This window comes from Scandinavium manionii (genome assembly GCF_024764775.1).
Taxonomy (GTDB): Bacteria; Pseudomonadota; Gammaproteobacteria; order Enterobacterales; family Enterobacteriaceae; genus Scandinavium; species Scandinavium manionii.
The window spans coordinates 300442-317134 of record NZ_JALIGC010000035.1 but is presented as its reverse complement, the minus strand read 5'-3'; the positions used below and the strand labels follow the sequence as shown (position 1 = coordinate 317134).

Annotated in this window: 16 protein-coding genes and 1 pseudogene; 15 read left to right on the top strand and 2 right to left on the bottom strand. The window is 54.1% G+C overall.

The genetic code is table 11. The features are described from left to right. Window positions 1–6 precede the first annotated feature (6 nt). A complete protein-coding gene (pspF, locus tag MUU51_RS07680; protein ID WP_258967519.1) occupies window positions 7–990 on the bottom strand; it encodes a phage shock protein operon transcriptional activator in 984 nt (327 codons plus the stop codon). 158 nt (window positions 991–1148) lie between these two features. Between pspF and pspA the strand changes: the two genes are divergently transcribed. The 15 genes and pseudogenes from pspA to MUU51_RS07605 all read left to right on the top strand — a co-directional run bounded on the left by pspA (window position 1149) and on the right by MUU51_RS07605 (window position 15611). Further along, window positions 1149–1817, top strand: coding sequence for a phage shock protein PspA (gene pspA / locus MUU51_RS07675; RefSeq protein ID WP_133459929.1), 669 nt, complete (start codon window positions 1149–1151; stop codon window positions 1815–1817). Between the two features lie 54 nt (window positions 1818–1871). Further along, window positions 1872–2093: an envelope stress response membrane protein PspB gene (pspB, locus tag MUU51_RS07670; protein ID WP_159774586.1), complete on the top strand. Its 222-nt coding sequence runs from the start codon at window positions 1872–1874 to the stop codon at window positions 2091–2093. Continuing rightward, entirely contained in the window at window positions 2093–2452 is a 360-nt protein-coding gene (gene pspC, locus MUU51_RS07665) for an envelope stress response membrane protein PspC (RefSeq protein ID WP_258967518.1), read from the top strand. Before pspB ends, pspC begins: the two co-directional genes overlap by 1 nt. Before the next feature lie 16 nt (window positions 2453–2468). Beyond that, window positions 2469–2690, top strand: a complete 222-nt coding sequence (gene pspD / locus MUU51_RS07660) for a phage shock protein PspD (protein WP_159774588.1) — start codon at window positions 2469–2471, stop codon at window positions 2688–2690. 217 nt (window positions 2691–2907) lie between these two features. Beyond that, window positions 2908–4593, top strand: a complete 1686-nt coding sequence (locus MUU51_RS07655) for an alpha-amylase family glycosyl hydrolase (RefSeq protein ID WP_309582918.1) — start codon at window positions 2908–2910, stop codon at window positions 4591–4593. A gap of 12 nt (window positions 4594–4605) precedes the next feature. Then, complete coding sequence (locus MUU51_RS07650; protein WP_159774592.1) at window positions 4606–5895, top strand: ABC transporter substrate-binding protein; 1290 nt, start codon at window positions 4606–4608, stop codon at window positions 5893–5895. Window positions 5896–5915: 20 nt separating this feature from the next. After that, window positions 5916–6797, top strand: a complete 882-nt coding sequence (locus MUU51_RS07645; protein WP_258967545.1) for a carbohydrate ABC transporter permease — start codon at window positions 5916–5918, stop codon at window positions 6795–6797. Continuing rightward, on the top strand, window positions 6784–7629 hold the full coding sequence (locus MUU51_RS07640; RefSeq protein ID WP_258967517.1) for a carbohydrate ABC transporter permease: 846 nt from the start codon (window positions 6784–6786) through the stop codon (window positions 7627–7629). The genes MUU51_RS07645 and MUU51_RS07640 overlap by 14 nt, the downstream gene beginning before the upstream one ends. A 27-nt stretch (window positions 7630–7656) precedes the next feature. Continuing rightward, entirely contained in the window at window positions 7657–8709 is a 1053-nt protein-coding gene (ycjQ, locus tag MUU51_RS07635) for a D-guloside 3-dehydrogenase (RefSeq protein ID WP_159774596.1), read from the top strand. A gap of 19 nt (window positions 8710–8728) precedes the next feature. Then, window positions 8729–9517 carry a 3-dehydro-D-guloside 4-epimerase gene (gene ycjR, locus MUU51_RS07630; RefSeq protein WP_159774598.1) on the top strand — a complete coding sequence of 263 codons (789 nt, stop codon included), beginning with the start codon at window positions 8729–8731 and terminating at the stop codon, window positions 9515–9517. Between the two features lie 11 nt (window positions 9518–9528). Beyond that, window positions 9529–10587 (top strand): D-glucoside 3-dehydrogenase, encoded by a 1059-nt coding sequence (gene ycjS / locus MUU51_RS07625; RefSeq protein ID WP_258967516.1) that lies wholly within the window; start codon window positions 9529–9531, stop codon window positions 10585–10587. Continuing rightward, entirely contained in the window at window positions 10581–12854 is a 2274-nt protein-coding gene (locus MUU51_RS07620; protein WP_258967544.1) for a glycoside hydrolase family 65 protein, read from the top strand. The genes ycjS and MUU51_RS07620 overlap by 7 nt, the downstream gene beginning before the upstream one ends. Continuing rightward, window positions 12851–13411: pseudogene (gene pgmB / locus MUU51_RS07615) on the top strand (beta-phosphoglucomutase); the annotation flags it as partial. The gene MUU51_RS07620 and the pseudogene pgmB, both read left to right, overlap by 4 nt. Before the next feature lie 130 nt (window positions 13412–13541). After that, on the top strand, window positions 13542–14627 hold the full coding sequence (locus MUU51_RS07610) for an ABC transporter ATP-binding protein (protein ID WP_159774604.1): 1086 nt from the start codon (window positions 13542–13544) through the stop codon (window positions 14625–14627). Window positions 14628–14699: 72 nt separating this feature from the next. Next, complete coding sequence (locus MUU51_RS07605; RefSeq protein ID WP_159774606.1) at window positions 14700–15611, top strand: OmpG family monomeric porin; 912 nt, start codon at window positions 14700–14702, stop codon at window positions 15609–15611. Between the two features lie 31 nt (window positions 15612–15642). Here the strand turns inward: MUU51_RS07605 and MUU51_RS07600 are convergent, their stop codons facing one another. Beyond that, window positions 15643–16653: a LacI family DNA-binding transcriptional regulator gene (locus tag MUU51_RS07600; RefSeq protein WP_159465364.1), complete on the bottom strand. Its 1011-nt coding sequence runs from the start codon at window positions 16651–16653 to the stop codon at window positions 15643–15645. Between the last annotated feature and the right edge of the window lie 40 nt (window positions 16654–16693).

Here is a 16693-nt window from a genome sequence, read left to right as displayed (position 1 = left end):
GCATTCTCAGAGCTGATGCTTCTTCAATAACGCTCGCAGTTGGTGATACGTTAACCCCAATAGTTCAGCGGCTTTTTTCTGATTGAATCGGGCCTGTTGTAGCGCTTGCTGCAGCAGGCCTTTTTCTTGCTGCTGCTGAAACTCCCGTAAATCCAGCGGTAGAGAAAGGACGCTGGTTTCAGCGACGTCTTCCACCGTGACCGGGCGCTGGAACGGATCGAGAATGATGTTATCCAGTGGCGCTTCAAAACTGGCGTGGCGATAGACCGAACGTTCCACCACGTTTTTCAGTTCACGAATATTTCCCGGCCAGCGGTAGTTGAGCAAGGTTTCTCGCGCGTGATCGGTAAAGCCCGGAAACAGCGGCTGGCTGAGCTCGCGACACATCTGAATGGCAAAGTGTTCCGCCATCAGCATGATGTCCGTTTGCCGTTCGCGCAGCGGTGGAAGCTGTACCACGTCAAATGCCAGACGGTCGAGGAGATCAGCGCGGAAGGTTCCGTCGCTGACCATCTGCGGCAAATCAGCATTGGTGGCGCACACCAGACGCACGTTGACCTGCAACGGCTGGCTGCCGCCCACGCGTTCCAGTTCGCCGTACTCAATCACCCGCAGCAACTTCTCCTGTACCAGCATCGGCGCGGTCGCCAGTTCGTCGAGGAATAGCGTGCCGCCGTCGGCGCGTTCAAATCGCCCCGGATGGCGTTTCTGCGCGCCGGTAAAGGCGCCCGCTTCATGGCCGAAAAGCTCAGAGTCGAGCAGGTTTTCATTCAGCGCCGCGCAGTTCAACGAGATAAACGGGCCTTGCCAGCGTGAAGAAAGAAAGTGCAGGCGGTTGGCAATAAGCTCTTTCCCGGTGCCGCGTTCGCCGATAACCAACACCGGCTTATCCAGCGGCGCCAGCCGTGAAACCTGTTCCAGCACCTCGAGAAAGCTGTTCGCTTCGCCGAGCAGGTTGTCCTTGTATTCTGCCATGATGAAATTCGCCACTAGTTGGTGTAATTCACCATCTCACTGTAGCCGTCAGAGAGACACAATTCAACCAGTGTGTGTAAAATCAATAGCATAAAAAGTTGGCACGGCATTTGTATTATCTCATCAGCAGGGCCATGCCCGATAACAGAACTGAACGTATGAGGATTTGAATTATGGGTATTTTTTCTCGTTTTGCCGACATCGTGAACGCCAACATCAACTCACTGCTGGAGAAGGCTGAAGATCCGCAAAAACTGGTCCGCCTGATGATTCAGGAAATGGAAGACACGTTGGTAGAAGTGCGTTCCACTTCGGCCCGCGCGCTGGCTGAAAAGAAACAGCTGACGCGCCGCGTAGAGCAGGCCAACGCGCAGCAAGCTGAATGGCAGGAAAAAGCCGAGCTGGCGCTGCGTAAAGAGAAAGAAGATCTGGCGCGTGCGGCGCTGATCGAAAAACAGAAGCTGACCGACATTATCGGCACCCTGGAAGGTGAAATCACGCTGGTCGATGAAACGCTGACCCGCATGAAAAAAGAGATCGGTGAGCTGGAAAATAAACTCAGCGAAACCCGCGCTCGTCAGCAGGCGCTGACCTTGCGTCATCAGGCGGCGAGTTCGTCCCGCGATGTGCGCCGTCAGCTGGACAGCGGTAAAATTGACGAAGCGATGGCGCGTTTTGAGTCCTTCGAACGCCGTATCGATCACATGGAAGCCGAAGCGGAAAGCCAAGGTTTCGGCAAACAGAAAACGCTGGATCAGCAGTTTGCAGAACTGAAGGCCGATGACCACATCAGCGCGCAAATCGCTGAGCTGCGCGCCAAAATGAAACAGGATAACGAATAATCATTTTCAGGCGGTGCTGAACGCACCGCCGCTCATCATCTGTAAGGAGACCCCATGAGCGCGCTTTTTCTGGCCATACCGTTGACGTTGTTTGTGCTGTTTGTCCTGCCGGTCTGGCTGTGGCTGCATTACAGCAACCGCTCCGGCGCTGATTTGTCGCAGAGCGAGCAGCAGCGTTTATCGCAGCTGACGGATGAGGCAAAACGGATGCGGGAACGCATTCAGGCGCTGGAACAAATTCTCGACGCGGAACATCCGAACTGGAGAGAACAATAATGGCGGGATTAGATTTCAGTAAGAAGCTGTGGCGTATTCCACAGCAGGGCATGGTGAAGGGCGTGTGTGCCGGGATTGCGCACTGGCTCGACGTTCCGGTGAAACTGGTGCGTCTGATTACCGTGCTGGCCATGATTTTTGGCCTGTTTTTCTTCGTGGTTGTGGCTTACATCATCATGACGTTTGCCCTTGACCCGATTCCTGACAATGAAATGTACGGCGAAAAAATGCCGTCCAGCGGCGAACTGCTGAATGCGGTGGATACCGAACTGGCGGCGGGTGAAAAGCGTCTGCGTGAAATGGAACGCTACGTCACCTCCGACACGTTTTCGCTACGCAGCCGTTTTCGCCAGCTGTAACTGAGAGAGGCATTTGATGAATTCAACATGGCAACGTACCGGGCAGAAAGTGAAACCCGGTCTGAAAATCGCGGGCAAGCTGGTTTTGCTGACCGCACTGCGTTACGGCCCGGCGGGCGTTGCCGGTTGGGCTATCAAATCCGTCGCTCGCCGTCCGATTAAAATGCTGTTGGCGATGGCGCTTGAACCGGTGCTGGCACGCCTTGCCAGCCGCATGTCACGCAAGTATTTCTCCTGACAGACGGGGAGGGCGCTCCCCCTTTCTTTTCCTTACCTTCCTTTTTTCTCGCCTTTCTTTGCATCATTTATCTCATTTTTTTGCGGCAGCTCACAATTAATGCATTCGAGCGGCTACAGATCCTCTTTTTGCGTTTTTTCCCATGCCCGTCGCGTTGACATCGCATTTTTCGGGGAGTAGATTTCAGTCCGTGGGACCGCTACCATGGAAAATAAACGTGAACTCAAAAATAAAATCTCTGATTGACAGTGTGTATGGCAATTCGTTTTTAACGCACCAGGAAGTAAGGCTTTTTTCAGATATTGAAAAAGCAAAATCTCGTATTATCGAACGCCGTAAAATGAACTGGGATCAGCAGGATGTGGTATTAATCACCTACGCTGATCAATTTCGCTCTGAAGGAAAGACAAGCCTGCCGATATTTACCCGTTTTTTTAATCGCTGGCTGAAAGAGCATTTTTCCCACGTTCATCTTTTACCTTTTTATCCGTGGTCGTCCGACGATGGATTCTCGGTGGTTGATTATCATCAAGTGGAACCGGCTTCGGGAGACTGGCAGGACGTTGCAGACCTGAAGCGATCGTCAAAGCTGATGTTTGATTTTGTCTGCAACCATATGTCCGCAAAAAGTGAATGGTTTGCCCGCTATCTGCGCCAGGAACCTGGCTTCGAAAACTTCTTTATCGCCGTTGACCCCGATACCGACCTTTCCGCCGTGACCCGTCCGCGCGCCTTGCCATTGCTGACGCCGTTTACCTTAAGCGATGAGTCAGTGCGCCATCTGTGGACGACCTTCAGCGACGATCAAATCGACCTTAATTTTGCCGAACCGGAAGTGCTGATTGCGATGGTCAACGTGCTGCTTCATTACCTGGAGCAGGGGGCGGATTACGTGCGTCTGGATGCCGTCGGTTTCATGTGGAAAGTGCCGGGCACCTCCTGCATTCATCTGCCGCAAACTCACGCGTTAATTAAGCTCTTCCGCGCCATCGCGGAAGAGGTCGCGCCGGGTACGGTGATCATCACTGAAACTAACGTTCCGCACAAAGACAACGTCGCCTATTTCGGTAACGGTCACGACGAAGCGCAGATGGTGTACCAGTTCTCTCTGCCGCCGCTGGTGCTGCATGCCATGCACAGCGCCAATGTCGAAACGCTTTGCGGTTGGGCGCAGAGTCTGGCGCTGCCATCGACGGACACCACCTGGTTTAACTTCCTTGCCTCTCATGACGGGGTTGGGCTCAACCCGCTGCGTGGGATCCTGGCTGAAGAAGATATCCTGCAACTGGTTGAAAAATTGCAGCAACAGGGGGCGTTGGTAAACTGGAAAAATAACCCGGACGGCAGCCGCAGTCCGTACGAAATCAACGTCACCTATATGGATGCGCTCAGTCCGAAAGAGAGCAGCGATGACGACAGACTCGCCCGTTTTGTGCTGGCTCATGCGGTGTTGCTCAGTTTCCCTGGCGTGCCAGCCATCTACATTCAAAGCATTCTGGGTTCGCGTAATGACTATGCTGGCGTTGAAAAAGCAGGCTATAACCGGGCTATCAACCGCCAGAAATACGACATGGATGAAATCGAAACGGCCATGTCTCAGTCGGGCAGTCTGCGTCAACGCGTCTATCATCGACTGTCGCATCTGATTGCTTTGCGTCGTGAACACCACGCTTTTCATCCGAATGCGAAAGCCGAATTTACCGCCCTCAACCGCAGCGTATTGCAAATTACGCGTACGGCGGAAAATAACCAACGTATTACGTGTTTATTTAATTTCAGCGACCACCCCCAGAGTGTTCTTCAAAAATATAGCTCAGCACGGGAATTAATAAGCGGTTGTGATATAGCTGAGGGCGAAGTGAATCTCGCGCCCTGGCAGGTTATGTGGATAGATTCTAAATAAAAGGAAGAATAAATGAAAATGGCAAAAACTGTGCTGGTAACAGCACTGGTTTCCTGCGCCCTAATTTCAGGGTGTCGGGATGATAATAAAACCGTCACGATCGAATTTATGCACTCGTCGGTGGAGCAAGAGCGCCAGGCGGTGATCACGAAATTAATTGAGCGCTTTGAAAAAGAGAATCCGGGCATTGTCGTTAAACCGGTCCCGGTTGAAGAGGATGCGTTTAATACCAAAGTTATTACTCTGGCGCGAACCGGGGCGTTGCCCGCGGTGATGGAAGTCAGCCATGACTACGCCAAAGTGCTGGATAAAGAGCAATTACTCGACCGTAACGCCATTGCTAAATCCATCGCTGATTCCGGTGAAGATAATTTCTATGATGGCGTATTACGCATCGTGCGTACTGAGGACGGAACAGCCTGGACCGGGGCGCCAATCAGCGCGTGGCTTTCAGGCGTCTGGTATCACAAAGACATGTTAGCGGCAGCGGGGATCGCGGAACCGCACAACTGGCAGGAGTTGTTAGCCGCCAGCAAGGCGCTGAGCAATCCTTCGATGAAAAAGTATGGCATCGCGCTGCCAACAGCAGAAAGCGTGATGACCGAGCAGGCGTTCTCACAGTTTGCACTGTCGAACAACGCCAACGTATTTAACAGTCAGGGTGGCATCTCACTCGATACCCCGGAAATGCGCAGCACGCTGGCGTTCTATCGCGATTTAGCTACCACCACCATGCCGGGCTCCAACGACGTGATGGAGATTAAAGACGCCTTTATGAATGGCTCCGCGCCGATGGCGATGTACTCCACCTACATTCTCCCGGCGGTGTACAAAGAAGGTAAACCTGAAAATCTGGGCTTTATGGTGCCGACACAAGCCACGTCTGCGGCGTACGGAATGGTGACATCATTGACCATTACGTCTGGTCAGGAAAAAGAGCAGACAGAGGCGGCAGAGAAGTTCGTCACCTGGATGGAGAAACCACAGAACTCCGCCGACTGGGTGATGATGTCGCCGGGGGCGGCGCTGCCAATGACCAAAGGCGTGGTTGAAACCGCCACCTGGAAAGATAACGCGGTGATTAAAGCCTTCGGTCAGTTGCCGTATGAGTTGATCGCTCAATACCCGAACGTGAAGGTATTCGGTGCTGTCGGCGATAAAAACTTCACACGTATGGGCGATGTCACCGGTTCCGGAACCATCAGCGCCATGGTCAACGCCGCGACGGTAGGTAAAAAACCGATTGAACCGCTGTTGGCTGAGGGGCAAAAACGCCTCGATGCTCTCGTACAACAGCCATGAAACAGGCAGGAAACGGGATGATGAAGAAGTTGATGTCGGGCCGCTCCGACTTACCGTTTGCCATGATGCTGCTCGGTCCCAGCCTGTTGCTGCTGGCTGGGCTGGTGGCATGGCCGATGGTCTCCAATATCGAAATCAGTTTTCAACACCTGCCGTTGAACCCACGCATCGCGTCGACCTTCGTCGGGCTGGATAACTACACGCGCATTCTCAGCGACCCGGGTTTCTGGCACTCATTGTGGATGACCTTCTGGTATACCGCGCTGGTGGTGCTGGGCAGTACCGGATTGGGGCTGGCGGTGGCGATATTTTTCAACCGCGAATTTCGTCTGCGCAAAACGGCGCGCTCGCTGGTGCTGTTGTCCTACGTAACACCGTCAATCTCACTGGTATTTGCGTGGAAATACATGTTCAACAACGGCTACGGGATCGTGAACTATCTCGGTGTCGATGTGCTGGGGCTGTATAAGCAGGCGCCACTGTGGTTCGACAATCCGAACAGCAGCTTTGTGCTGGTAGTGCTGTTCGCCATTTGGCGCTATTTCCCTTACGCCTTTATTTCATTTCTGGCCATTTTGCAGACCATTGATAAATCGCTGTACGAAGCGGCGGAAATGGACGGCGCGAACGGGTGGCAGCGTTTTCGCATCGTCACGCTGCCGGCGATCATGCCGGTGCTGGCGACGGTGGTGACGCTGCGCACCATCTGGATGTTCTACATGTTCGCCGATGTCTATCTGCTGACCACCAAGGTCAATATTCTTGGCGTCTATCTGTATAAGACGGCGTTTGCCTTTAACGATTTGGGCAAGGCAGCGGCAATTTCCGTGGTGCTGTTTGTGATCATTTTCGCAGTGATTCTGCTGACCAGAAAACGGGTGAATTTCAATGGCAACAAATAAACAACGTCTTAGGTGTTCCGCGCTGTTTTACGTCGGGCTGGCGCTGTTCCTCGGCTTCACGCTGTTTCCGTTCTTTGTGATGCTGATGACCTCGTTCAAGAGCGCGAAGGAGGCTATCTCGCTGCATCCAACGCTGCTGCCGCAGCAATGGACCTTCGAGCACTACGTCGACATTTTTAATCCGCTGATTTTCCCGTTCGTCAGCTATTTCCGTAACAGCCTGGTAGTGTCGATTGTCTCTTCGGCCATCTCACTGTTCCTCGGCACGCTCGGTGCGTGGGCGCTGTCGAAACTGCGCTTTCGTGGACGGGAAACCATCAACGCCAGTTTTTACACCGTCTACATGTTCTCCGGCATTTTGCTGGTGGTGCCGTTGTTCAAAATCATCACCGCGCTGGGCATTTATGACACCGAGCTGGCGCTGATTCTCACCATGGTGACGCAAACGCTGCCGACCGCCATTTTCATGCTGAAAAGCTACTTCGACACCATCCCGGATGAAATCGAGGAAGCGGCGATGATGGACGGGCTGAACCGGCTGCAAATCATCTTCCGTATCACGGTGCCGCTGGCGATGTCGGGCCTGATATCGGTGTTTGTGTACTGTTTCATGGTGGCGTGGAACGACTATCTGTTTGCCTCGATTTTCCTCTCCAGCGCAGAGAACTTCACGCTGCCAGTGGGGCTGAACACGCTGTTTAGTACGCCGGATTATATCTGGGGACGAATGATGGCCGCATCGCTGGTGACCGCGCTGCCCGTCATCATCATGTACGCGCTTTCCGAGCGCTTTATTAAGAGTGGTTTGACCGCCGGCGGCGTTAAAGGCTGAGGCAGTCAGTTTGACAAGGAATAAGTGATGAAAAAATTAGTGGCAACAGCCCCACGCATCGCAGCGCTGGTGGAGTATCAGGACGCACCGGTAGCGGTAAATGAAGTGAAAATTCGTGTGCGTTACGGCGCGCCAAAACACGGCACCGAAGTGGTTGATTTTCGTGCGGCGAGCCCTTTTATTGATGAGCAGTTTGACGCCGAATGGCAGCTTTTTACCGCCCGTGACGCCAACGCGCCGCGCGGCATTGAGTTCGGCAAATTCCAGCTCGGCAACATGGTGGTCGGCGATATCATTCAGTGTGGTGCGGACGTGACAGACTATCGCGAAGGCGACAGCGTTTGCTGCTACGGCCCTCTGGCAGAAACCGTCATCGTTAACGCAGTCAATAACTACAAACTGCGCAAAATGCCCGCCGGTGCATCGTGGAAAAACGCCGTCTGCTATGACCCGGCGCAGTTCGCGATGAGCGGCGTGCGCGATGCCAACGTGCGCGTAGGCGACTATGTGGTGGTGATTGGCCTGGGCGCGATTGGTCAAATTGCGGTGCAGTTGGCGAAAAAAGCGGGGGCATCGGTCGTGATTGGCATCGACCCAATTGGCCATCGCTGTGAGATAGCGCGTCGCCACGGGGCCGATGTGTGTCTCAACCCGTTCGGCACCGACGTTGGGCTGGAAATCAAAAAACTGACCGGTAAGCAAGGCGCCGACATCATCATCGAGACCAGCGGTTACGCGGATGCGTTGCAATCCGCCCTGCGAGGCCTGGCCTACGGCGGCACCATTTCCTACGTCGCGTTTGCCAAACCGTTTGCCGAAGGTTTCAACCTCGGGCGTGAAGCGCATTTCAACAACGCAAAAATCGTCTTCTCCCGCGCGTGCAGCGAACCTAACCCGGACTACCCGCGCTGGAGTCGTAAGCGTATCGAGGAAACCTGCTGGGAATTGCTGATGAACGGTTATCTGAACTGTGACGACCTGATCGACCCGGTGGTGCCGTTCAGCGAGAGTCCGGAGAGCTACATGAAATTCGTCGATAAACAGCCTGAGCTGAGTATCAAAATGGGCGTCACTTTTTAAGCGCAAGGAAAGCAACATCATGAAAATCGCAACGCAGAATCAGGCCTTCTTCCCGGAAAATATTCTGGAGAAATTTCGTTACATCAAAGCGATGGGCTTTGACGGCTACGAAATCGACGGTCGTTTGTTGGTGAATAATCTGGACGAAGTAAAAGCGGCCATCAAAGAAACCGGGCTGCCGGTGACCACCGCCTGTGGTGGCTATGATGGCTGGATCGGTGATTTTATCGAAGAGCGTCGACTCAACGGATTACAGCAAATCGCTCGCATTCTCGAAGCGCTGGCGGAAGTGGGCGGTAAAGGCATCGTGGTTCCTGCTGCATGGGGAATGTTCACCTTCCGTTTGCCGCCGATGACCTCGCCGCGCAGCCTCGATGGCGATCGCAAAGCGGTCAGCGATTCGCTGCGTTTCCTGGACGAGGTCGCAGGCCGTACCGGGACGACAGTTCTGCTTGAACCGCTGAACCGCTATCAGGATCACATGATCAACACCCTGGCGGATGCCCGTGGCTATATCAGCGACAATCAACTCAAACACACGCAAATTATTGGCGATTTCTATCACATGAACATTGAAGAGGACGATATTGCGGGTGCACTGCACGCGAACCGCGATCTGCTCGGCCATGTTCATATCGCAGATAACCACCGTTATCAGCCGGGTAGCGGCAGCCTGAATTTCGCCGCGCTGTTTGACCAATTGCGAGCAGATAATTATTCCGGGTTTGTCGTGTATGAATGCCGCGTGCGTGCCGCCGACCTGGCAAAAGCGTATCAGGATTCCCTCGTTTACCTGCGTGAGTGCTAAGAGGACATCGCGTGAACAATGCTACAGCTGTCGTCCCGTTGCGCGTCGCCATCATCGGCGCGGGGCAGGTGGCGGACAAAGTCCATGCTACATACTACGCCACGCGGTGTGACCTCCAGATGGTGGCTGTCTGTGATAGCCGCCTGGAACAAGCGCAGGCGTTTGCGGCGAAATTTGAGATTGCAGGCAGCTATGACGACGTACGCCTGATGTTGCAGGAAGTACAGCCTGACGTTGTGAGCGTCTGCTCGCCTAACCGTTTTCATTTTGAGCATGTTTTAGCCGCTCTGGAAGCGGGCTGTCACGTGATGTGTGAAAAGCCTCCGGCTATGACGCCGCAGCAGGCTAACCAGATGCGCGCTATGGCGCGTCAACAGGGCAAAGTGCTGGCGTATGATTTCCATCATCGCTTCTCCCTCGACGCCCAGCTTTTACGCGAGCAAGTGCAGGTAGGGGCATTGGGCGAAGTGTATTTCACCACCGCCACCGCCTTGCGACGCAGCGGCGTTCCAGGCTGGGGTGTATTTACCAATAAAGCCATGCAGGGCGGTGGGCCGTTGATCGATATCGGCATTCATATGCTGGACGCCGCAATGTATGTGCTGGGTTTTCCCGCGGTGCGACGCGTCATGGCCCACAGCTTCGAGAAGCTCGGCACCGTGAAAAGCAGCGGTCAGTTTGGCGAATGGGACCCGACGCAGTACACCGTTGAAGATGCTCTGTTTGGTACCATTGAGTTTGAAAATGGTGGCCTGCTGCGGATCGAGACTTCCTTTGTGCTTAACATCACCGAGCAGTCACGGATGAACGTCACCTTTTGCGGGGATAAAGCCGGTGCCACGCTGTTCCCGGCGCATGTTTATAACGATGTGAATGGCGAACTGAACACGCTATACCAGCGCGATCAGGCCGACGACAATCGCCATTTTCGCAGTATGGATGCGTTCGTACGCCATGTGCAGGGCGAGCCGGTCACGATTGCCGACGGTGAACAGGGCTTCATTATTCAGCAACTGGTCGCGGCGTTGTATGAGTCTGCGGAAAAAGGCAAATGGGTGACAATATGCTGAATATTTCTACGTTGAATGATCCGGCTTTCAGCCCGCACAGCCTGAATAAATACGCATCGCTGATGACCTGCGCGAACGGTTATATGGGCGTGCGCGCAAGCCATGAAGAGGACTACACCCAGCAGGTGCGCGGCCTGTATCTCGCCGGGCTGTATCACTGTGCCGGACGTGGCGAAACGAATGAACTGATTAATCTGCCTGACGTGGTCGGCATTCAGCTTGAGGTGAACGGGGCACCCTTTACGCTACTGAGCGGCGAGACCGAAAGCTGGAACCGCGAGCTGGATTTCAGCGACGGCGAACTGCGGAGGGATTTAATCTGGCGCTCTCCATCGGGCGCACGTGTGCGCATTGCCAGCCGCCGTTTCACCTCAATGGCAGAGTTGCCGCTGTTGGCGATGCAATTCACCGTGACCGCGCTGGACAAAGAGGTAAACCTCGAATTTTCCACCGGCATTGATGGGACGCAAACCAACAGTGGTCGTCAGCATCTGGATGAGCTTTCGCTGCGGGTCTTTGGTCAGCAGGTGTTGCAGGGCGCGTGGGCGACACAGTCGGCGGATGCTGAAGTGGTGATCACCAGTAGCATTCAGTTGACCAAAGACGCGGAAAGCTGCTTTGCGGCGAAGAATCGCCGCCTGATGCAAAACAGTACGCTGTGCCTGAAGGCGGGCGAGAGCGTCACGCTCGAGAAAATCAGCTGGATAGTGCAGCGCGGGCGTGAAATCTTATCGCTGGAGAGCTTTAGCCGACACTGTCTGAATGATTTGCAGTCGTGTACTGCGCAGGGCTACGACGCGCTACTGGCCGCTTCGCGAGCGGAGTGGCTGAAAGGCTGGCAGGCGCGTCGGGTTATCGTAGACTCCGGCATCGCGGCCGATCAGGTCGCCCTCGATTTTGCCCATTATCATCTGGCGGCCATGACGCCACTGCATGACGACCGCAGCAGTATTGCGGCCAAAGGGCTGACGGGGGAAGGCTACAAAGGGCATGTGTTCTGGGATACCGAAGTCTTTTTACTCCCTTATCATCTGCTGACCGAGCCATCTACTGCGCGGTCGTTATTGCGCTACCGTTACCTGAATCTGCCCGGCGCCCGGGAAAAAGCCCGACGCAATGGCTGGCATGGGGCGCTGTTCCCGTGGGAGAGCGCGCGCAGCGGCGAGGAAGAAACGCCGGAATTTGCCGCCATCAATATCCGCACCGGCCTGCGGCAGAAAATCGCCTCCGCGCAGGCGGAACATCACCTGGTCGCGGATATCGCCTGGGCGGTGGTGAACTACTGGCACGCGACCCATGATGAGGCGTTCATGCGCACCGAAGGGGTCAGCTTATTGACCGAAACGGCGATGTTCTGGATGAGCAGAGCGGTGGAGGCCAACGGGCGGCTGGAGTTGCACGATGTTATCGGTCCGGATGAATACACCGAGCACGTCAATAACAACGCTTTCACCAACTATATGGCCTGGCACAACGTGTCACAGGCGCTGCATTTGGTACCGCAGTTTGGCAAACTTCAGCCTGTGTTTTCCGCCAGAGCCGCCGATTTTCTGCAACGTCTGTGGCTACCTGACGCTGATGCACAGGGCGTGCTGGCGCAGGACGACACGTTCATGCAAAAGCCAACCATTAATCTCAGCAAATATAAAGCCCACGCCGGGAAGCAGACCATTTTGCTCGACTACTCGCGGGCGGAAGTCAACGAGATGCAAATCCTTAAACAGGCCGATGTGGTGATGTTGAATTACATGCTACCGGATCGTTTTTCTGATGCCGAATGCCTGGCGAATCTGGCGTACTACGAGCCACGAACCATCCACGATTCCTCGCTCAGTAAAGCCATTCACGGCATCGTCAGCGCGCGCTGCGGCCGCGTAGAGGAAGGATATCGCCAGTGGCGAGACGGGACGGAAATCGATTTGGGCGACGAGCCGCACAGCAGCGACGACGGGATTCATGCCGCCGCGACGGGGGCTATCTGGCTGGGGGCCGTTCAAGGCTTTGGCGGGCTAAGTATTTGCAATGGCGAACTGCATCTGGCCCCGGCACTCCCGGCGCAATGGCAGCGGTTATGCGTGCCGGTTCGCTGGCAGGGCGCGAGCCTGACCCTGGATATCACGCCGGAAGCGGTCACCCTGAACACCAGCGCAGAAATTCATCTTTGGCTGTGGGGCCGCGAAATTTGCCTGAATGGGCAGCAGCGCTATCAGCAGTCTGATTTTTTTAGCACTCAAGTTGGGACCGCTACCATGGAGAAGGCCGGATGAAACTGGATGCCGTTATCTTCGATCTTGATGGGGTCGTGACCGACACGGCGCATCTGCATTACGTCGCCTGGCGCGATGTGGCGCAGGAAATTGGGATCAGCATTGACGAAACATTCAACGAGCAGCTGAAGGGCATCAGCCGAATGGCGTCGTTGCAGCGTATTTTGCAACACGGCGGTAAAGCGGCGCACTTTTCCCCCGCCGATTGCGAGGAGCTGTGCGCGCGTAAAAACAACCGTTACGTCGCCACGCTGGCGTCGCTCACCCCTGAGTCGATTTTGCCAGGCATTACTGCGCTTTTGCAGGCGCTACGTGGCAGAGGAATACGCATCGGGCTGGCCTCGGTGTCGCTCAATGCTCCGGTTATTCTGAATGCGCTGGGAATTTCGCATCTCTTTGACTATTGCGCAGATGCCTCGCGTATCGTGCATTCCAAACCCGACCCGGAAATTTTCCTGCTGGCCTGCCGGGGATTAGGTGTGGCAGCGCGCCACGCTATCGGGATAGAGGATTCCCTGGCCGGGATCCAGGCGATTAACGCCAGCGGCATGGCATCAATCGGGATTGGCGAAGATTTGATGGGGGCGGGGCTGTTATTACCGTCCACACGGGAACTGAACTGGCATCGGTTGGATGCGTACTGGCAACGCCTCCATCCAGCCTCTGCACCTGTAAAGGAATAAACCCATGGCTCAATTATCACTGCAACATATTCAGAAAATTTATGACAACCACGTGCACGTGGTGAAGGATTTCAATCTCGACATTGAAGACAAAGAGTTCATCGTTCTGGTCGGGCCGTCCGGCTGCGGTAAATCAACCACCCTGAGAATGATTGCCGGGCTGGAGGCGATCAGCCATGGCGAGTTAATGATCGACGGCGTACGCATGAACGATGTTCCGGCGAAGTCACGCAATATCGCGATGGTTTTCCAGAATTACGCGCTCTATCCGCACATGACGGTGTACGACAACATGGCCTTTGGTCTCAAGATGCAAAAAATTGCGCCGGAGGTCATTGAAGAACGTGTCAGCTGGGCGGCCCAGATCTTGGGTTTGCGTGAGTATCTGAAGCGCAAACCGAGCGCGTTGTCCGGCGGTCAGCGCCAGCGCGTGGCGCTCGGGCGGGCAATTGTGCGTGAAGCGGGGGTGTTTTTGATGGATGAACCGCTGTCGAACCTCGATGCCAAGCTGCGCGTACAGATGCGAGCTGAAATCTGCAAGCTGCATCAAAAACTCAACACCACCATGATTTACGTCACGCACGATCAGACCGAAGCCATGACCATGGCGACACGGATAGTGATTATGAAAGACGGTATCGTGCAGCAGGTTGGGGCGCCGAAGCAGGTCTACAACCAGCCCGCAAACATGTTTGTCGCCGGGTTTATTGGCTCTCCGGCGATGAATTTTATCCGCGGCGCCATCGACGGGAATGATTTTGTCACCGAAACCCTGCGCTTGCCGATCCCTCCGGACAAGATGGCGGTGCTCAACGCGGCGGGCTATCAGCGTAAAGCGATTGTGTTGGGCATTCGCCCGGAAGATATCGTCACCGGCGCGGAGTCGACTATCCCGGTAGAGGCGCGGATTAGCGTGGCGGAATTAACCGGCGCGGAATTTATGTTGTATATCACCATTGGTGGGCATGAACTGGTGGTTCGCGCGCCGTCGACCAATGATTATTTCGCAGGCGATAATATTATGTTGTCATTCGATATGGCGAAAAGTCATTTCTTTGATATTGAAAGTGAGCGAGCCATCCGCGAATAACAGAAATTAAAAACCTGGGAGGATGTCATTCCTCCCATTATCTCTACGTTGTTAATTTTCAGGATGAATATTATGAACACACTACCTCGGTGTGCAGCACTGCTATTGGGTGCGTGTACTCTCACAGCTTATGCAGAAAATAATGATGGCTGGAAATTTAATATTGGCGCGATGTATGAAATCGAGAACATTGAAGGGCAAGCCGATGATATGGACGGGTTATACGAGCCGTCGGTATGGTTTAATGCCTCAACAGGACCATGGAAAATATCGCTAGCGATGTATCAGGAAGGCCCGGTCGATTACAGTTCCGGCACGCGCGGGACCTATTTTAATCGGCCTGAACTGGAAATTCGTTATCAGGTGCTGGATAACGATGACTTTACTCTCGGTCTGACTGGCGGTATTCGTAATTATGGCTATCACTTTAAAGATGAACATAATAAAGAGGCGGGAACCGCTAATATGCAGCGTTATAAGTTTCAGCCAGACTGGAATTTACGCCTGACGGATGACGTGCATTTCAACGGTTGGCTGGCGGCTTATCAGTTCGTGAATGATCTTCAGCAAACGGGGTATTCCGATAGCCGGGTAGAAACCGAAACCGGGTTTACATGGAAGCTGACAGAGACGGTCTCGTTGCTGACGAATTATTATCTGGAGCGCGGGTTTAACCTTGATAAGAGCCGGAACAACGGTGAGTTTTCAACCCAGGAAATTCGTGCATATCTCCCCATCTCTTTTGGTTCCACCACGCTGACGCCGTATACCCGTCTCGGTCTTGACCGTTGGACAAACTGGGACTGGCAGGACGATCCGACTCGCGAAGGCCATGACTTCAACCGGCTGGGCTTACAATACGCCCACGACTTCGATAACGGTGTTTCGGTTTCTCTTGAATACGCCTACGAGTGGGAACACCACGATGAGGGCGACGACGATCGCTTCCATTATGCGGGTGTCGGCATCAACTACGCGTTTTAACGCCCTGTGGCCGGAGGGCAAACCTCCGGCGTTAGGCCAGTGAGTCGGTCAGCGAAATATGGGTGGAAACGATAACCCGTCGTGGACCTGGTTTACCGGCGAGGCATTTGAAAAGCTGATCGCAGCTTTTTAGACCCAGCTCGTAGGTAGGCACATCAATTCCGCCTGGTGCGGGAGACAAAATGAACGACAGCGTTTCGTTACTGTAGCCAACCACGGCAAGCTGTTGCGGTATTTGAATGCCTGCTTCAAATGCGGCCCGGTACAGGCTTAACAGCTTCATGCTGTCGGTGGCGAAAACGGCATCCGGACGCGGTTCCATTGCCAGCAACGACTTCGCCGCGACCAGCGCGGTTTCATGGGTATAACCGCTATCGATGACCCATTCTTCACGCAGTGGAATATGGTGCTGGCTGAGGCACTCTTTATATCCCGCCAGGCGGTCAACGGAAACGTGATAATCCAGCGGGGCATGCAGGCAGGCGATATTTTTATGCCCACGAGAAATAAGTGCATGGGTCAATGCAATACTGTCCTGATAATTATCGGTGTCGACGGAATAGACGTGCTGATAATCCCCTTCAACTTTACCAATCACCACCACCGGAATTTGATACGCATCGACGCGCGAGAAAAAGGATTCATCGGCCGGGGAGCTCAGCATAATGATCCCTTTGATCATCTTTTGCCGAATTTTGCTTTCGCATTTAAGCAGGTCATCTTCGGTGCTACGTGATGTTTGTAATATCACATCAAAGCCTTCTTCCTCCGCCCGGGAAGTAATGGCGTGAAGCACTTCAGCAAAGAAAGGATTGCCTGCCGTGGTTTTCGTTGAGCGAGTAGAAATGACCATAATAGCGTCAAACCCAGAAGACGTTAGCGCCCGGGCAAGCTTATTCGGCTGATAATTAAGATCCTTAATCGCTTTCTGCACTTTTTCCAGCGCCTCTGGCGAAATATTGGTTTGATTATTCAGCACGCGAGAGACGGTAGATTTTGAGACACCAGCAACCCTGGCAATATCATATATGGTCGGTGACATACACCTGTCGAGCTCCATCGTAGAGTCAATCAGATGCATC

What these genes read in the sequence shown, in the direction of transcription:
- pspA (WP_133459929.1), top strand. Translation starts at nt 1,149, where the DNA reads ATGGGTATTTTTTCTCGTTTTGCCGACATCGTGAACGCCAACATCAAC.
- pspB (WP_159774586.1), top strand. Translation starts at nt 1,872, where the DNA reads ATGAGCGCGCTTTTTCTGGCCATACCGTTGACGTTGTTTGTGCTGTTT.
- pspC (WP_258967518.1), top strand. Translation starts at nt 2,093, where the DNA reads ATGGCGGGATTAGATTTCAGTAAGAAGCTGTGGCGTATTCCACAGCAG.
- pspD (WP_159774588.1), top strand. Translation starts at nt 2,469, where the DNA reads ATGAATTCAACATGGCAACGTACCGGGCAGAAAGTGAAACCCGGTCTG.
- MUU51_RS07650 (WP_159774592.1), top strand. Translation starts at nt 4,606, where the DNA reads ATGAAAATGGCAAAAACTGTGCTGGTAACAGCACTGGTTTCCTGCGCC.
- MUU51_RS07645 (WP_258967545.1), top strand. Translation starts at nt 5,916, where the DNA reads ATGAAGAAGTTGATGTCGGGCCGCTCCGACTTACCGTTTGCCATGATG.
- MUU51_RS07640 (WP_258967517.1), top strand. Translation starts at nt 6,784, where the DNA reads ATGGCAACAAATAAACAACGTCTTAGGTGTTCCGCGCTGTTTTACGTC.
- ycjQ (WP_159774596.1), top strand. Translation starts at nt 7,657, where the DNA reads ATGAAAAAATTAGTGGCAACAGCCCCACGCATCGCAGCGCTGGTGGAG.
- ycjR (WP_159774598.1), top strand. Translation starts at nt 8,729, where the DNA reads ATGAAAATCGCAACGCAGAATCAGGCCTTCTTCCCGGAAAATATTCTG.
- MUU51_RS07620 (WP_258967544.1), top strand. Translation starts at nt 10,581, where the DNA reads ATGCTGAATATTTCTACGTTGAATGATCCGGCTTTCAGCCCGCACAGC.
- MUU51_RS07610 (WP_159774604.1), top strand. Translation starts at nt 13,542, where the DNA reads ATGGCTCAATTATCACTGCAACATATTCAGAAAATTTATGACAACCAC.
- MUU51_RS07605 (WP_159774606.1), top strand. Translation starts at nt 14,700, where the DNA reads ATGAACACACTACCTCGGTGTGCAGCACTGCTATTGGGTGCGTGTACT.
- MUU51_RS07600 (WP_159465364.1), bottom strand. Translation starts at nt 16,653, where the DNA reads ATGTCACCGACCATATATGATATTGCCAGGGTTGCTGGTGTCTCAAAA.